The sequence below is a fragment of the Promicromonospora sp. NPDC060271 genome (assembly GCF_042726755.1).
Taxonomy (GTDB): Bacteria; Actinomycetota; Actinomycetes; order Actinomycetales; family Cellulomonadaceae; genus Promicromonospora.
The window spans coordinates 1-13,457 of the sequence record NZ_JBHXBG010000148.1 but is presented as its reverse complement, the minus strand read 5'-3'; the positions used below and the strand labels follow the sequence as shown (position 1 = coordinate 13,457).

The window sequence follows — 13,457 nt, the reverse complement described above, 5'->3', positions numbered from 1 at the left end:
CAGGTGATCGGCAGCTCGGGCTGCCGATCACCTGACGTACTGCCGACCACTCAACCCGGCCCGCAGGCGCTACCGGTAGATCGTGCGCCCACGCTCGTCCGGGATCCCCGACTTGCGCAGGAAGTAGGTGTTGATCTGGTCGCGCCACTCGGTGGCGCTCCGGAGCTGCTCCGCGAACCGGTCCGCGACGCGTTCGGAGAGGCGCGGGTCCACGAGCTTCGAGACCGCCGACCACGCGCGGATCATCGCCTCGACCCGTTCGACGCCCTCGAAGTGGGTGTCGTAGACGTGCTGGATCACGGTCTTCCCGCTGTGCAGCACGTGCGAGTACGGCACGTGGTGGAAGAACAGCAGCAGCTCGTCCGGGCAGGTGGACGGCGACTCGTAGGCCTCGCGCCAGGGCGACGGGTACTGGCCCGCGTACCCGGTCCCGGTTCGCACGGTCCGGTCGACCCCTATCCCGTCACGGTCCGCGAAGTGGTAGGTGCCCCACGGGGTGTACTCGTACCCGTCGACGTCGGGGCCGTAGTGGTGGCCGGGACGCACCATGAAGCCGACACCGAGCGGTGCCGTGTACTGCTCGTACGTCTCCCAGGACCGGTCGAGCACCGCGTGCACCGCCTGCCCGACGGCGTCGGGCGCACCCGGGAAGGTGAGGCCCACCCACTCGTCGAGCACCGTGGCCGGGTCCAGGGTCGGGTCCCAGCACAGCCGCCCGTACGCATAGAGGTTGGCCTGGGCGAACGGGTGGCCGGTCCAGAACTCGTCGTCGCCGACGTTCGAGACGGCGGCGAAGCCGCCGGCGGGCTTGTGCCACGTGCCGGTGCCAGGGTCCTCGGCGGCCTCACCGCGGCCGGTCGCGAGATCCGCGACGGTAGGGGAGCCGCCAGCCCCTCCGGTCAGGTCCCCGAACCGGAACCCGAGGATCTGGCTCCACTGCGGACCGAGGTAGACGGCGTGCCTCTGCTGCCCCGTGTACTCCTGGGTGACCTGCAGCTCGAGGGCGACCCGCGTCCTGGGCATCGCGGCAAGGACCGGCGAGACCGGTTCCCGCACCTGGAAGTCGAGCGGACCGTACTTGACCTGCAGGATCACATTCGCCGAGAAGGTGCCGTCGAGCGGCTGGAAGTGGTCGAAGGCGGCGCGGGCGCGGTCGGTGGACCGGTCGCGCCAGTCCTGCCGGTGGTCGTAGACGAAGGCCCGCCAGTGGATCAGGCCGTCGTACGGCTCGACGGCCGCGGCCAGCATGTTCGCGCCGTCGGCATGCGTGCGTCCGTAGGCGAACGGGCCCGGCTGGCCCTCGGAGTCGGCCTTGACGACGAACCCGCCGAAGTCCGGTATCGCGTCCCACACCCGCGCCGCCGTGCGCACCCACCAGTGCGCCACACCCGGGTCGAGCGGGTCCGACGTGGCGAGCCCGCCGAGCATGATCGGCGAGGCGAACGACACCGACAGGTGCACCCGGATGCCCCAGCGCCGGAAGACGGCGGCGATCCGGACGACGTCGCCCAAATCGTCGGTCAGCAGGCGCGCCTCACGCGCGTGCACGTTGACGTTGTTGATCGCCACCCGGTTGATCCCGACGGCGGCGAGCAGCCGGGCGTACCGCTCGACGCGGGTCAGGTCCGCGCGGACGAAACCGTTGTCGTAGAAGATGGAGCCGCCGGAATACCCACGTTCCACCTGGCCCATGACTGGGTGCGCGTCAACGTTGTCCCAGTGGTCGAGCATCCGCAGGTCGGTCGCGGGGGCGTGCGTCTCGTCGGCGTCCGGCCCCTCGAACGCCGCCTCGCCGAGGCGCACCACGTGGAACAGGCCGTGCAGCAGCCCGGCATCGGTCTCTGCCTGCACGACGACGGCGCCCGCCTCGCGCATGAACCGGAAGCTCTCGTCGGTCGAGTGGTCGGCCGACGCCGAGTCGAAGTGCGCGAGCGTCAGCACCAGCTCGGCGTCGGACACGCCGTCGCCCACCTCGAGGCGCGAGAACGCACCGCCGAACCGAGCCGTCGCCGCCGCCACCTCTTCCGCGACCGTTCCCGCGAGGACGCCGTCGCCCGCCACCACCACGCGGCGGCTGCCGATCGCGGCGAACGCGTCGTCGGGCAGCCAGGCCGGATGGGGCACGGAGCGCTGAGTATCACCGGTCATGGATCGTCCCGTCCGTCTTGCGATTGATGTGCAGGTATGTGGGGGCGTGCTTGAACTGTGCCTCAGCGCACTGGTCCAGGTCCACTCCGGACCGGGGTCCGCCCAGGAACGTGACGGGTCCGAGTGCCCCGCGAACGGCGCGCTTCGAGGTCTAGGTTCCTCCGTTCTGACACGGTTCAGGACGGAGGAACCTAGACCTCGAAGGAGAGGAGGCCTGACCAGCAGCGGTCAGCGGGCCGCGTACGCCTGCTTCGGCAGGTGGTAGGCCAGGTCCGCCGCGGTGTCGACGGCCTCGTCCAGGTCGAGGCGGTGCTCGGCGACCAGCCGGGCCAGGTACCCGGCGTCGACCCGGCGGGCCAGGTCGTGGCGCGCGGGGATCGAGCAGAACGCGCGGGTGTCGTCGACGAAGCCCGACATGTTCGAGAACCCCGCGGTCTCCGTCGCCGCCTCCCGGAACCGGCGCATCGCGTCCGGGGCGTCCAGGAACCACCAGGGCGCACCGAGGCGGAGCGCCGGATACACGCCGGCGAGCGGCGCCAGCTCACGCGAGTACACGTCCTCGTCGACGGTGAACGCGATCATCCGGAAGCTCGCCGAGTTGCCGAACGCTTCCAGGACCGGCCGCAGACCGCGCGCGAACTCGGTGACGACAGGGATGTCGTACCCCTTGTCGGGACCGAACATGGCAGCGACGGCAGGGTCGTGATCCCGGAGCACACCGGGGTGGAGCTGCATGACCAGGCCGTCCTCCACGGACATCGCCGCCATCTGGAACAGCATGTGCGCGGAGAACGCCGACTCCTCCGCCGCGCTGATCCCCGATCCGTCGGAGCCACCCGCCAGCGCCTTCTCGAACAGGCTGCTCGCGACGTCGTCGGGCAGCGGGGTCGTGTCCGCGCTGAGGTGGCCGTGGTCGGTGGCGAGGCCGCCCGCCGCGACGAAGGCCGCGCGGCGCTCGCGGAGCGCCTCGAGATAGTCCGAGTAGGTGTTGATGGTGACGCCCGACGCCACGGCGAGCCGTTCCAGGTCGCCCCGCCAGGTCGTCCGGGCGGGGTGCAGCAGCGGGTCCGGGCGGAAGGTGGGGAGCACCCGGCCGGGTAGGTCGACGGCGAGGCGGGCGTGCTCGTCGAGCGTGCTCCAGGCGGGGTCGGTGGTGCCGATGACCTCGATGCCGAACCGGTCGAGGAGGGCACGCGGCCGGAAGGCCGGGTCGGCGAGGGTCTCGGCGATCTGGTCGTAGATCCGGTCGGCGGTCTCGGCGGAAGGGCGCACCGTGACGCCGAAGATCTCGACGAGCTCGTGCTCCGTCCAGTACCGCGTGGGCGTGCCGCGGAAGTGCTTCCAGCCCGCGCAGAAACGCCGGAAGATCTCGCGCGGGTCGGACTCGAAGCCGGCCCCGTCGGCCGGCCCGACGCCCAGCTCCGGAAGCCGCGCGCCCTGCGAGACGAGCATCCGCGTCAGGTAGTGGTCGGGCACCACGAGGAGCTGCGCCGGGTCCGGGAACGGCTCGTCGTCGGCGAAGGCCGTGACGTCGACGTGGCCGTGCATCGACACGATCGGGAGGTCCTGCACCGCCTCGTAGATCTCGCGGGCGATCGGTCGCGTCACGGGGTCCGCGGGCAGCGCCCGGTCGGGATGCAGGGTCCAAGCGGTCATTCGTGTGCTCCTGGCGTCGTTGCCGGGCCGGTCGGTCGGCCGGACGGAGGGTGGTGCGAACGTTTGCACCTTAACCTAGGGTATGGTGCAAACGTTTGCAGCGTCGCAACGGTCTCAAAAGGGGGTGCCATGGTCACGGTGCACGACGTCGCACGCGCCGCCGGGGTCTCGATCTCCACGGTGTCGCGGGCTCTTTCGAACCCTGAACGGGTGGCCGCGGAGACCCTCGAACGTGTGACGCGGGTGGCCGCGGAGCTCGGCTACCGGCCCAACCAGGCGGCGAGCGGTCTGCGGGTCGGGCGCACGCACGCCGTCGGCCTGCTGGTGCCCGACCTGGAGAACCCCTATTTCGCCACCGTGACCAAGGCCGTGCAGGCGCGTGCCCGTGCGGAGGGCTACGAGGTCTTCGTCGCCGACTCGGACGAGGACCCGGACGTCGAGGCCGAGCTGATCGGCGCCCTCGCCGCCCGGACGGACGGCCTGCTCGTCGCCTCGCCACGGTCGGGCGACGCGGAGTTGCGCGCGGCGCTGGCGGGCGTGACCGCGGTCCTGGCCAGCCGGGAGCTGGCGGGCAGCGCCGACTCCGAGACGCCGGAGGTTCCGTGCGTCTCGGTGGACGACGCCGACGGCGTCGCCCAGGTGCTCGGGCACCTGTACGCGCTCGGGCACCGGAGGGTGGGCGTCGCGGCGGGGCCGTCCTCGTCCTGGTCCGGAAGCCGCCGGGTCGCCGGGCTGAAGGCTGCCGCAGGGCAGCGGGACGTCGAGCTGGTGGAGCTCGGCACCTTCCAGCCGTACTTCGCCGGTGGCATCCAGGCGGCCGACTACGCGCTGGCCGGCGGCGTGACCGCCGTCGTCGCGTTCAACGACCTCATGGCCCTCGGGATCCTGGACCGGCTCCGGCACCGCGGCGTCGACGTCCCGGGCGAGATGTCCGTGGTCGGGTTCGACGACGTCCAGCTCGCCACCCTCGTCTCGCCGGCGCTCACGACGGTGCACGCACCGCTCGCCCGCCTGGGCCGGCGCGCCGTCGACCTGCTGCTGGCACGGCTGCGCGGCGGGACGTCCGCCAGCTCACAGCTCCCCGTGGAGCTCACGATTCGCGGGTCCACAGGACCCGCACCTGCCGGGCCGGTCAACTGACGCCCGTCCCGGCAACACAACCTGGGCGAAGGAGCCCGAGAGAGGAAGGCACCATGCGCACCTCGAAGAAGGCCGTTGCGCTCGTCGGCGTCGCGGCACTGACCCTGCTGACCGCCTGCGCCCCGCCCGCGCCTCCCGGCGGCGAGGGCGGCGGCGCCGTCACCGACGCGGCGGACGTCCCCGAGACCCCCTCCGAGCCCGTCAAGCTGAACATCCTCGACGTCGCGGGCAACCAGCGGCTCACCGAGGGCATGGTCGACGAGTTCGTCGAGAACAACCCGGACGTCATCGAGTCGGTCACCTGGGAGACGGGCGGCGCGCCCGACGTGACGGGCATCGTCAAGCCGCAGGTCGACAGCGGCAACCTGTCGATCGACGTCGTGTTCACCGGGAACGACGGGCTGGCCGCCGGCATCAGCCAGGACCTGTGGCTCCCGATCGTCGACGACTACGGCGACCGCGTGTCGAACCAGGAGAACTACCTGGAGCCCGCCGCCAAGATGCAGGAGCTCGCCCAGGGTTTCGGCGTGGTGACGACGTACTACCCGTCGGGGCCGCTGCTGCAGTACGACCCGGACGTCGTCGACACGCCGCCCGCGAGCCCCGACGAGCTCCTGGAGTGGGCGAAGGCCAACCCCGGCAAGTTCGGGTACGCCCGCCCGGCCAACTCGGGCCCGGGCCGCACCTTCCTCATGGGCCTGCCGTACATCCTGGGTGACGAGGACCCGACCGACCCGGAGAACGGCTGGGACAAGACCTGGGCGTACCTCAAGGAGCTCGGCGAGTACGTCGACACCTACCCGACGGGCACCGGCCAGGTGGTCACCAACATGGCCGACGGAACCTGGGCGATGATCCCCACCACGACCGGCTGGGAGATCGCGCCGCGCGCCGAGGGCCAGCTCCCGAACAAGCTGCAGGCCGCCGCGTTCGACGACTTCACCTGGGTGACCGACGCGCACTACGCGGCGATCCCGAAGGGGCAGAGCGCGGACAAGATCAGCGCGATCATGCTCCTGCTGCAGGACATGCTCACGCCGGAGCAGAACGCCAAGGCGTACGACGCCGGCTACTTCTACCCCGGCCCGGCCGTCGAGGGCGCGACGCTCGACCTCGCGCCGCAGGAGTCGCAGGACGTGATCGAGGAGTTCGGCCGCCCGATGTTCGACGAGCTCATCGAGTCGCAGAACGCCGTCGTGCCGCTCGACGCCGAGTCGATGGTCAAGGCGTTCGACATCTGGGACCGCGAGGTCGGCGGCGGCAAGGTGGAGGAGGGGGCCTGAGTGAGTGACTTCGATTCCCTGGAGCTGCGCGGTGTCGGACGGCGGTTCGGCGGGGTGGACGCGCTGTCCGACCTGAACCTGACGATCAGGTCGGGGGAGTTCGTCGCCCTGCTCGGGCCGTCGGGCTGCGGCAAGTCGACCGCGCTGAACTGCCTCGCCGGCCTGCTCCCGCTGACGCACGGCGAGATCCTGCTCGACGGCAGGCGTATCGACACGCTGCCACCGGAACGGCGCGGGTTCGGGATGGTCTTCCAGTCCTACGCGCTGTTCCCGCACCTGACCGTGGAGAAGAACGTCGCGTTCGGCCTGCAGATGCAGGGGCGGCCCCGGGCCGAGATCGACGCGCGGGTGCGCGAGGCGATCAAGCTCGTGAAGCTCGGCGAGCACGCGAAGAAGCTGCCGGGCCAGCTCTCGGGCGGGCAGCAGCAGCGGGTCGCGATCGCGCGCGCCGTGGTCCTCGAACCCTCGCTGGTGCTCATGGACGAGCCGCTGTCGAACCTCGACGCGAAGCTCCGCCTCGACATGCGCACCGAGATCCGGCGGCTGCACCAGTCGCTGGGACTCACCACCATCTACGTGACGCACGACCAGGAGGAGGCGCTGTCCCTGGCCGACCGCCTGGTGGTCATGCGGGAGGGGCGCGTGCAGCAGGTCGGCACGCCCGACGAGCTCTACGAGAGCCCGACGAGCTGGTACGTCGCGGACTTCATGGGATACCGCAACATCCTGACCGCGACCGTCGTCTCGGCGTCCGGCGGCGAGGTGGTGGTCGCCCTCCCCGGGACGGCCGACGGCGGGGCACGGCTCACGGGGCGTGCCGTCGGCGCCCTGGGCGCGGGTGACCAGGTGCGGGTGGCGATCCGGCCGGAGGACTTCGTGGTCGAGCAGGATGAGCCTGCGTCGACCGACGGAGCGGGCGCCGTTCCCGGCACCGTCGCCGTCGTCGAGTACCACGGTCGTGAGCACGCCGTCGGGGTGCAGACGGGCGAGACGATGCTGCACGCCCGGACGCCGTCGGCCCCGCAGGTCGGCAGCGCCGTCCGGCTGACGGCGCCGGCCGAGCGGGTCCTGGTGTTCCCGGAGTCGCTGGACGCCGTCGCGCCGGTGGAGGTCGCTCTCGCAGCCGAGGGGGCAGGGGCTTGAGCGGCGGCGCCGGGCCGCGGCCGGGGCGGGCCACCGCGAGCCTGCGGCACCGGCTGGCCGAGCGGGGTGTCGACCCGGCCCTGCTCCTGCTGGTGCCCGGCCTCGTCGTGGCGGTCGCTCTGTTCGTGTACCCGTTCTCCTACGGGATAGGGCTCACCGTCCAGCCCACCGCGGCGATGCGCGAGCAGTGGGGCGGCGGGATCTTCGCGAACTACGTGGCGTTCTTCCGTGACCCGTTCGTGTTCGACTCCGTCGGCATCACCATGCGGCTCGCGCTCCCCGCCGCCCTGTTCAACGTGCTGGCGTCGGTGCCGGTCGCGATGGTGCTGCGGCACCGGTTCCGCGGCAAGCGGCTGCTGACGTCGCTGCTGGTGCTCCCCATCACGCTGGGCACGGTGCTCACCGCCCAGGGGTTGCTGATCTTCGCGGGACGCCAGGGCTGGCTCAACCGGACGCTGCTCGAGATGGGCCTCGTCGACGAACCGCTCAAGCTCGTGAACAACTACCTGGGCGTCATGTTCTCCCTGGTCATCACCGGCTTCCCGTTCGCGTTCCTGCTCATCTCGTCCTACCTGTCCGGCATCGACCCGTCGCTCGAACGCGCGGCCAAGACGCTCGGGGCGGGCTGGTGGCAGCGGTTCCGGCGGATCATCCTGCCCCTGCTCGCCCCGGGGCTCGCGACCACCTTCGTGCTGACGTTCGTCCTCGCGTTCTCCGTGTTCCCGTCGGCGCGGCTCGTCGGTGACGCCATGGGCGAGACCCGGGTCATGTCGCTCATGGCGTTCCGGGCGTTCGGCGAGCAGAACGACTACGCGATGGCGTCCACCATCGCGCTGATGATGGGTGCGGTAGAGCTGATCGTCGTGGTGGTCGTGCTGGGCCTGCGGTCGCTGCTGTACCGAGGCACGACCGGAGGGAAGGGCTGATGGCCGCATCGACGCTGGAGCGGCCGATCGCCGCCCGCCCGTCCACCTGGTTCGTCTGGGCGGGCATGACCGCGTTCGGGGTGTTCCTGCTGGGCATCCTCGTCGCGGTGGTCGTCGACTCGTTCGGGCGGCAGTGGTTCGACACCTGGCTGCCCGAGGGTCTGACCACCGAGCGCTACACGGAGGCCTGGGACCGGTTCGCGCTGGCCGAGGTCGTCGGCGTCACGGTCGGCGTGGCGGCGCTCGTCGTCGTCATCTCCATCGCCGTGGGGGTGCCCGCCGCGTACGTGCTCGCCCGCCGCGACTTCCCGGGCAAGCGCGCGGTCATGCTGCTGTTCCTGCTGCCGGTGCTCATGCCGCCCATCACCTACGGCATCCCGCTCGCGACGGTCATGTACTCCTTCGGGCTCGGGCGCACGCTGACCGCCGTCGTGCTGGTCAACCTCGTCCCGTCCGTTCCGTTCGTGATCCTGACGATGACGCCGTTCATCGAGCAGATCAACCCGGCCATCGAGTCCGCCGCCCGGATGTGCGGGGCCCGGACCCGGCAGGTGTTCACGCGGGTCCTCGCCCCGCTGCTCGTGCCGGGCATCCTCGCGGCGGCGATCCTCGTGCTCGTCCGGACGGTCGGGCTGTTCGAGCTGACGTTCCTCGTGTCCGGCCCTGGATCGGACACACTCGTCGTGGCGATCTACCGTGGCATGACATCCGCCGGCGGTGGTGAGGCGAGACAGCTCATCTCGGCCATGTCGGTGATCTATACAGCGACCATGCTCGTCATGCTCGTGGTTGCGTTGCGGTTCGTGAACCCGACGCAGCTCGTGGCACAGGTGAAGGAGACACGCGATGACTGACGACCGCCTGCACCGGGACGACGTCCCCGTGGGCATCGACGCGCCGGTGATGCCGACGGCGGTGGGCATCGTCCACCTCGGCATCGGCGCGTTCCACCGGGCGCACCAGGCCGTCTACACCGAACGCGCGGCGATCGCCACGGGCGACACCTCGTGGGGGATCCTCGGCGTGACCCAGCGGTCAGCGACCGTCCGCGACCAGCTCCGCCCGCAGGGCGGCGTGTACGCCGTGCTGACGGCGGGCGAGCGGGAGTCGTCCGTCGAGCTGATCGGCTCGGTCGTCGACGTCGCCTACCCCGCCGAGGAGACCGAGCGGGTGCTGGCGGCGCTCGCGGCGCCGTCGACCCACGTGGTCACGCTGACGATCACGGAGAAGGGGTACGCCCGGACCCCCGACGGGGCGCTCGACCTGGACGCCGTCGCGGGGGACCTGGCGGCCGTGCGGGCGGACGTGCAGGGGGAGTCGCCGGTGCGCCCTGCGACGTCGGCGATCGGGCTGCTCGTGCGGGGCCTCGCGGCGCGTGCGGGATCCGGCGCGCCGATCACCGTGCTGACCTGCGACAACATGGTGGACAACGGACGCGTGCTCGAACGTCTGGTGCGACAGGCCGTCGACGCGGGCCTGCCCGGGCCGGAGGGCGACGTCCTGCGCGGTTTCCTGGACGCGCACGTCACGTTCCCGTGCTCGATGGTCGACCGGATAGTGCCCGCGACGACGCCGGAGCAGCGCGACCACGTCGAGCAGCTGCTGGGTGCGCGGGACGAGGGGCTCGTCGTCGGTGAACCCTTCGCGCAGTGGGTGATCGAGGACCGGTTCGCCGGCCCGCGCCCTGCGTGGGAGGCGGCCGGTGCCACCCTGACCAAGGACGTCGCGCCGTTCGAGCAGGCCAAGCTGCGGCTGCTGAACGGGACGCACTCCCTGGTCGCGTACTCCGGGTGGCTGGCAGGGCACACGACGATCGCCGCGGCGATGGCCGATCCTGCGATCGCCGAGCGCGCCCGGCAGTACCTCTTCGAGGACGCGCTGCCGACGCTCACCGCGCCGGAGGGCCTGGACCTGCACCAGTACGGCGAGCAGATCCTCGCGCGGTTCGCCAACCCGCACACCGGGCACACGACGGCCCAGGTGGCGATGGACGGGACGCAGAAGATCCCGTACCGGTGGGGCGGCGTCCTCGGCGACGCGCTGGCCGCCGGCCGGGAGCCGCGCGGTGTGGCGTTCGCGCTGGCCGCCTGGGCGGAGTTCGTCCGACGTCGGACGCTCTCCGGCGAGGGCGTCGACGACCCGCGGGCCGACGAGCTCGAGGCCGTGGTCAGCGCGTTCGAGGTGCCTGGCGGCTCCGACGGCCTCGGCGACGTCGAAGGACTGGCGGGCGCCGAGGAAGACGTAAGGGCCCTCCTAGGACTCCCGGGCCTCCTCCCAGAAACCACCCCGGAGACCTTCCTGGACGCGGTGGCGGAGGAGATCGACGCGGTCCGCTGACCCTCCTCGTTGAGTGCGGGATATTTGTGCGCTCAGCCCGCTTCTGGGCGCAAATATCCCGCACTCAACGGTGCCTGGTACGGTCGAAAACGCTTGGTGAAACGATTCAGCTTCTCGCTGAGGATGGAGAGACATGAGAGTCACGATCCTGGGTACGGGTGCCATCGCCGGGACGCACGCGGAAGCGATCGCGGGGCTGTCGCAGCACGGCGTGGACGCCGTCCTCGCGCACGCCCTCGACATCGACCCGGCACGCGCCGAGGCGTTCGCCCAGAAGTACGGCGTCGCCGGGCACGGCACCGACCTGGCCGACGTGCTAGCCGACTCCGACGTGCTGCACGTGTGCACCCCGCCGGGCGCCCATGTGGACGCGGCGGTCGCCGCGCTCGAGGCGGGTGTGCACGTGGTCGTGGAGAAGCCGGCGACGCTCTCGCTCGCGGAGATCGACCGGATCGCGGCGGCCGAGGCGGCCTCCACCGCGACGTTCACCCAGGTGGTCCAGCACCGGTTCGGGCACGGCGTGCGCCAGCTACGGCGGCTGCTCGACGACGGCGCGCTGGGTCGCCCGCTCGTCGCGACCTGCGACACCCTGTGGTTCCGCGCGCCCGAGTACTTCGAGGTGCCGTGGCGCGGACGGTGGGACACCGAGGGCGGCGGCCCGACCATGGGTCACGGCATCCACCAGTTCGACCTGCTGCTGGCGGTCCTCGGGCCCTGGTCCGAGGTGACGGCGATGGCCGGACGGCTCGCCCGGGAGGTGGACACCGAGGACGTGTCGATGGCGATAGTCCGCTTCGCCAACGGTGCGATGGCGACCGTCACCAACTCCCTGCTGTCCCCGCGGGAGACCTCCGACCTGCGGTTCGACACCGAGGCGGCGACGATCGAGCTGTCGCACCTGTACGGGTACGACGACGCCGACTGGACGTTCACGCCCGCGCAGGGCCGGGACGACGTCGGGCGGCTGTGGCAGCCGGACCCGGCGGCCCTGCCCTCCGGGCACCTTGCCCAGCTCCTGCCGACCTACCGGGCCTTCGTCGCGGGCGAGGCGCCACCGGTCACCGTGGCCGACGTGCGCGGCACGCTCGAGCTGGTCGCCGCCATCTACCGGTCGGCGTTCACCGGAACGGTGGTCCGGGCCGGCGAGATCGGACCCGGTGACCCGTTCCACGAGTCCATGCGTGGTACCGGACCGGCGTGGCCGCCGGTGAAGGACACCGCACCGGCGCCTGTGTGACGGCCCGGCCCGGCACCCGTTCCGGCGACCCGGCCCACGGCCGGGACGGATGGGTTGTATCGGTGCACTTCGTTACGAATTCCTGACCTGAAGCCCTGGACAACGCTTCCCGGAGCGGTATTGTATCGATTCAGTCGGCCGTCGAGGATGCAGCCGGCGTGCCAACAGCAGCACGAGCAAGGAGGCTCACGTGGTTCGCACACGCACCACCACCGGCAAGGCCGCCGTCCACGCAACGGCTATCGCGGCGGTCGCCGCGCTCACCCTCTCGGCGTGCGGGGGCGGCAGCGCCGCCGGCTCGGGCGAGGCCGCGCCCGTCGCCACCGACCGGGACATCGAGCTGTCCCTCGTCTGGTGGGGAGACGACGACCGCGCGGCCCGCTACGAGGAAGCGGTGAAGCTGTTCGAGGAGAAGCACCCGAACATCGACGTCCAGACCCAGTTCCAGGCCTGGGACGACTACTGGACCGCCCGCACCACCGAGGCGGCCGGTCAGACCCTCCCCGACGTCCTCCAGATGGACCTCGCGTACATCCACCAGTACGCGTCGAACAACCAGCTCCTCGACCTGTCGAGCCAGGTCGGCGTCAACCTGGAGACCGGCGGCTACGACGAGACGCTGCTCGGCTCCGGGTCGGTCGACGGCGGGCAGTTCGGCATCCCGACCAGCACCAACACGCTGGGCATGTTCTACCACCAGGACCTCCTGGACGAGCTGGGCGTCGAGCCGCCCGCCGAGGGCCTGACCTGGGACGAGTACGACGCCTGGATCCGCGAGGTCAGCGAGGCCGGGGCCGACCACGACCCGCAGGTCTACGGCGGCACCGACTACACGGGCGCCCTCTGGCTCTTCATCCAGTGGCTGCTCCAGCAGGGCAAGACGGCATTCGCGGAGGACGGCACGCCGGCCTTCGAGAAGGCGGACCTTGTCGCCTGGATCGAACGCTCGCAGCCGCTGCGTGACGACAAGCTGTTCTTCCCGGTCGAGCGGGCCAAGCAGGTCGAGCCGATGACGGCCATGCAGGTCGGCCAGGCGGCCACCGAGATCACCTGGGACAACATGCTGGCCGGCTATGCGGCGGGCGCGGGTACGGAGAACCTCGGCATCCTGCCGGTGCCGACGGGCGCCGACGGCTCGCAGCAGTTCTGGAAGCCGTCGATGCTGCTCTCGTCGTCGGCCAACACGGACGAGCCGGACGCCGCGGCCGCGCTCATCGACTTCCTGGTGAACGACCCCGAGGTGGGCAAGATCTTCGGCACGTCCAAGGGCGTGCCCGCCGTACCGGCCCAGAAGGACGCGATGGAGCTGGCCGAAGGCTCGATCGATTCCAAGATCGTCACCTACGAGGACGAGGTGGCCGACCGGGTCACGGCCGAGACGCCGCTCCCCGCCGAGGGCTACGGCGTGGTCGAGGCCGAGTTCAAGCGGCTGGGCGAGGAGCTCGCCTACGGCAACATCGACGCACAGGAGTTCGCCGACCAGTGGTTCCAGAGCGCCGAAGCCAACCTCGGCGGGGAATGACCATGTCGGCCACCACTACCGAGCGCGGCCGTACGGCCGGGCGCGGCGGCGCGCGGGGGACGACC

The 13,457-nt window shown here is 71.3% G+C and carries 10 protein-coding genes; 8 read left to right on the top strand and 2 right to left on the bottom strand.

Features of this window, described 5'->3' with window-relative positions:
• Window positions 1-69: 69 nt before the first annotated feature.
• Together ACFWE2_RS19755 and uxaC are read right to left on the bottom strand one after the other, a co-directional pair.
• Window positions 70-2,148 carry an alpha-glucuronidase gene (locus ACFWE2_RS19755; protein WP_377225916.1) on the bottom strand — a complete coding sequence of 693 codons (2,079 nt, stop codon included), beginning with the start codon at window positions 2,146-2,148 and terminating at the stop codon, window positions 70-72.
• Window positions 2,149-2,376: 228 nt separating this feature from the next.
• Window positions 2,377-3,804 carry a glucuronate isomerase gene (gene uxaC, locus ACFWE2_RS19750; RefSeq protein ID WP_377225915.1) on the bottom strand — a complete coding sequence of 476 codons (1,428 nt, stop codon included), beginning with the start codon at window positions 3,802-3,804 and terminating at the stop codon, window positions 2,377-2,379.
• Between the two features lie 129 nt (window positions 3,805-3,933).
• Between uxaC and ACFWE2_RS19745 the strand changes: the two genes are divergently transcribed.
• From ACFWE2_RS19745 to ACFWE2_RS19710, 8 genes are all read left to right on the top strand, one after another.
• Entirely contained in the window at window positions 3,934-4,944 is a 1,011-nt protein-coding gene (locus ACFWE2_RS19745) for a LacI family DNA-binding transcriptional regulator (protein ID WP_377225914.1), read from the top strand.
• A 53-nt stretch (window positions 4,945-4,997) separates the two neighbouring features.
• Window positions 4,998-6,227: an extracellular solute-binding protein gene (locus tag ACFWE2_RS19740; protein WP_377225913.1), complete on the top strand. Its 1,230-nt coding sequence runs from the start codon at window positions 4,998-5,000 to the stop codon at window positions 6,225-6,227.
• Window positions 6,228-7,370 (top strand): ABC transporter ATP-binding protein, encoded by a 1,143-nt coding sequence (locus ACFWE2_RS19735; protein WP_377225912.1) that lies wholly within the window; start codon window positions 6,228-6,230, stop codon window positions 7,368-7,370.
• Window positions 7,367-8,296 carry an ABC transporter permease gene (locus tag ACFWE2_RS19730; RefSeq protein WP_377225911.1) on the top strand — a complete coding sequence of 310 codons (930 nt, stop codon included), beginning with the start codon at window positions 7,367-7,369 and terminating at the stop codon, window positions 8,294-8,296. The genes ACFWE2_RS19735 and ACFWE2_RS19730 overlap by 4 nt, the downstream gene beginning before the upstream one ends.
• The gene (locus tag ACFWE2_RS19725) at window positions 8,296-9,150 is read left to right on the top strand and encodes an ABC transporter permease (protein ID WP_377225910.1); all 855 of its coding nucleotides are present in this window, start codon (window positions 8,296-8,298) and stop codon (window positions 9,148-9,150) included. The genes ACFWE2_RS19730 and ACFWE2_RS19725 overlap by 1 nt, the downstream gene beginning before the upstream one ends.
• Window positions 9,143-10,633 (top strand): mannitol dehydrogenase family protein, encoded by a 1,491-nt coding sequence (locus ACFWE2_RS19720; RefSeq protein ID WP_377225909.1) that lies wholly within the window; start codon window positions 9,143-9,145, stop codon window positions 10,631-10,633. The genes ACFWE2_RS19725 and ACFWE2_RS19720 overlap by 8 nt, the downstream gene beginning before the upstream one ends.
• A 133-nt stretch (window positions 10,634-10,766) precedes the next feature.
• Window positions 10,767-11,870 (top strand): Gfo/Idh/MocA family protein, encoded by a 1,104-nt coding sequence (locus ACFWE2_RS19715; RefSeq protein ID WP_377225908.1) that lies wholly within the window; start codon window positions 10,767-10,769, stop codon window positions 11,868-11,870.
• A 190-nt stretch (window positions 11,871-12,060) separates the two neighbouring features.
• Window positions 12,061-13,392, top strand: coding sequence for an ABC transporter substrate-binding protein (locus ACFWE2_RS19710; RefSeq protein WP_377225907.1), 1,332 nt, complete (start codon window positions 12,061-12,063; stop codon window positions 13,390-13,392).
• Window positions 13,393-13,457: the final 65 nt, after the last annotated feature.

Bases quoted from the DNA above. Each gene is read 5' to 3' on its own strand.
- ACFWE2_RS19720 (WP_377225909.1), top strand. From the start codon at position 9,143: ATGACTGACGACCGCCTGCACCGGGACGACGTCCCCGTGGGCATCGAC.
- ACFWE2_RS19725 (WP_377225910.1), top strand. From the start codon at position 8,296: ATGGCCGCATCGACGCTGGAGCGGCCGATCGCCGCCCGCCCGTCCACC.
- ACFWE2_RS19755 (WP_377225916.1), bottom strand. From the start codon at position 2,148: ATGACCGGTGATACTCAGCGCTCCGTGCCCCATCCGGCCTGGCTGCCC.
- uxaC (WP_377225915.1), bottom strand. From the start codon at position 3,804: ATGACCGCTTGGACCCTGCATCCCGACCGGGCGCTGCCCGCGGACCCC.
- ACFWE2_RS19740 (WP_377225913.1), top strand. From the start codon at position 4,998: ATGCGCACCTCGAAGAAGGCCGTTGCGCTCGTCGGCGTCGCGGCACTG.
- ACFWE2_RS19715 (WP_377225908.1), top strand. From the start codon at position 10,767: ATGAGAGTCACGATCCTGGGTACGGGTGCCATCGCCGGGACGCACGCG.
- ACFWE2_RS19745 (WP_377225914.1), top strand. From the start codon at position 3,934: ATGGTCACGGTGCACGACGTCGCACGCGCCGCCGGGGTCTCGATCTCC.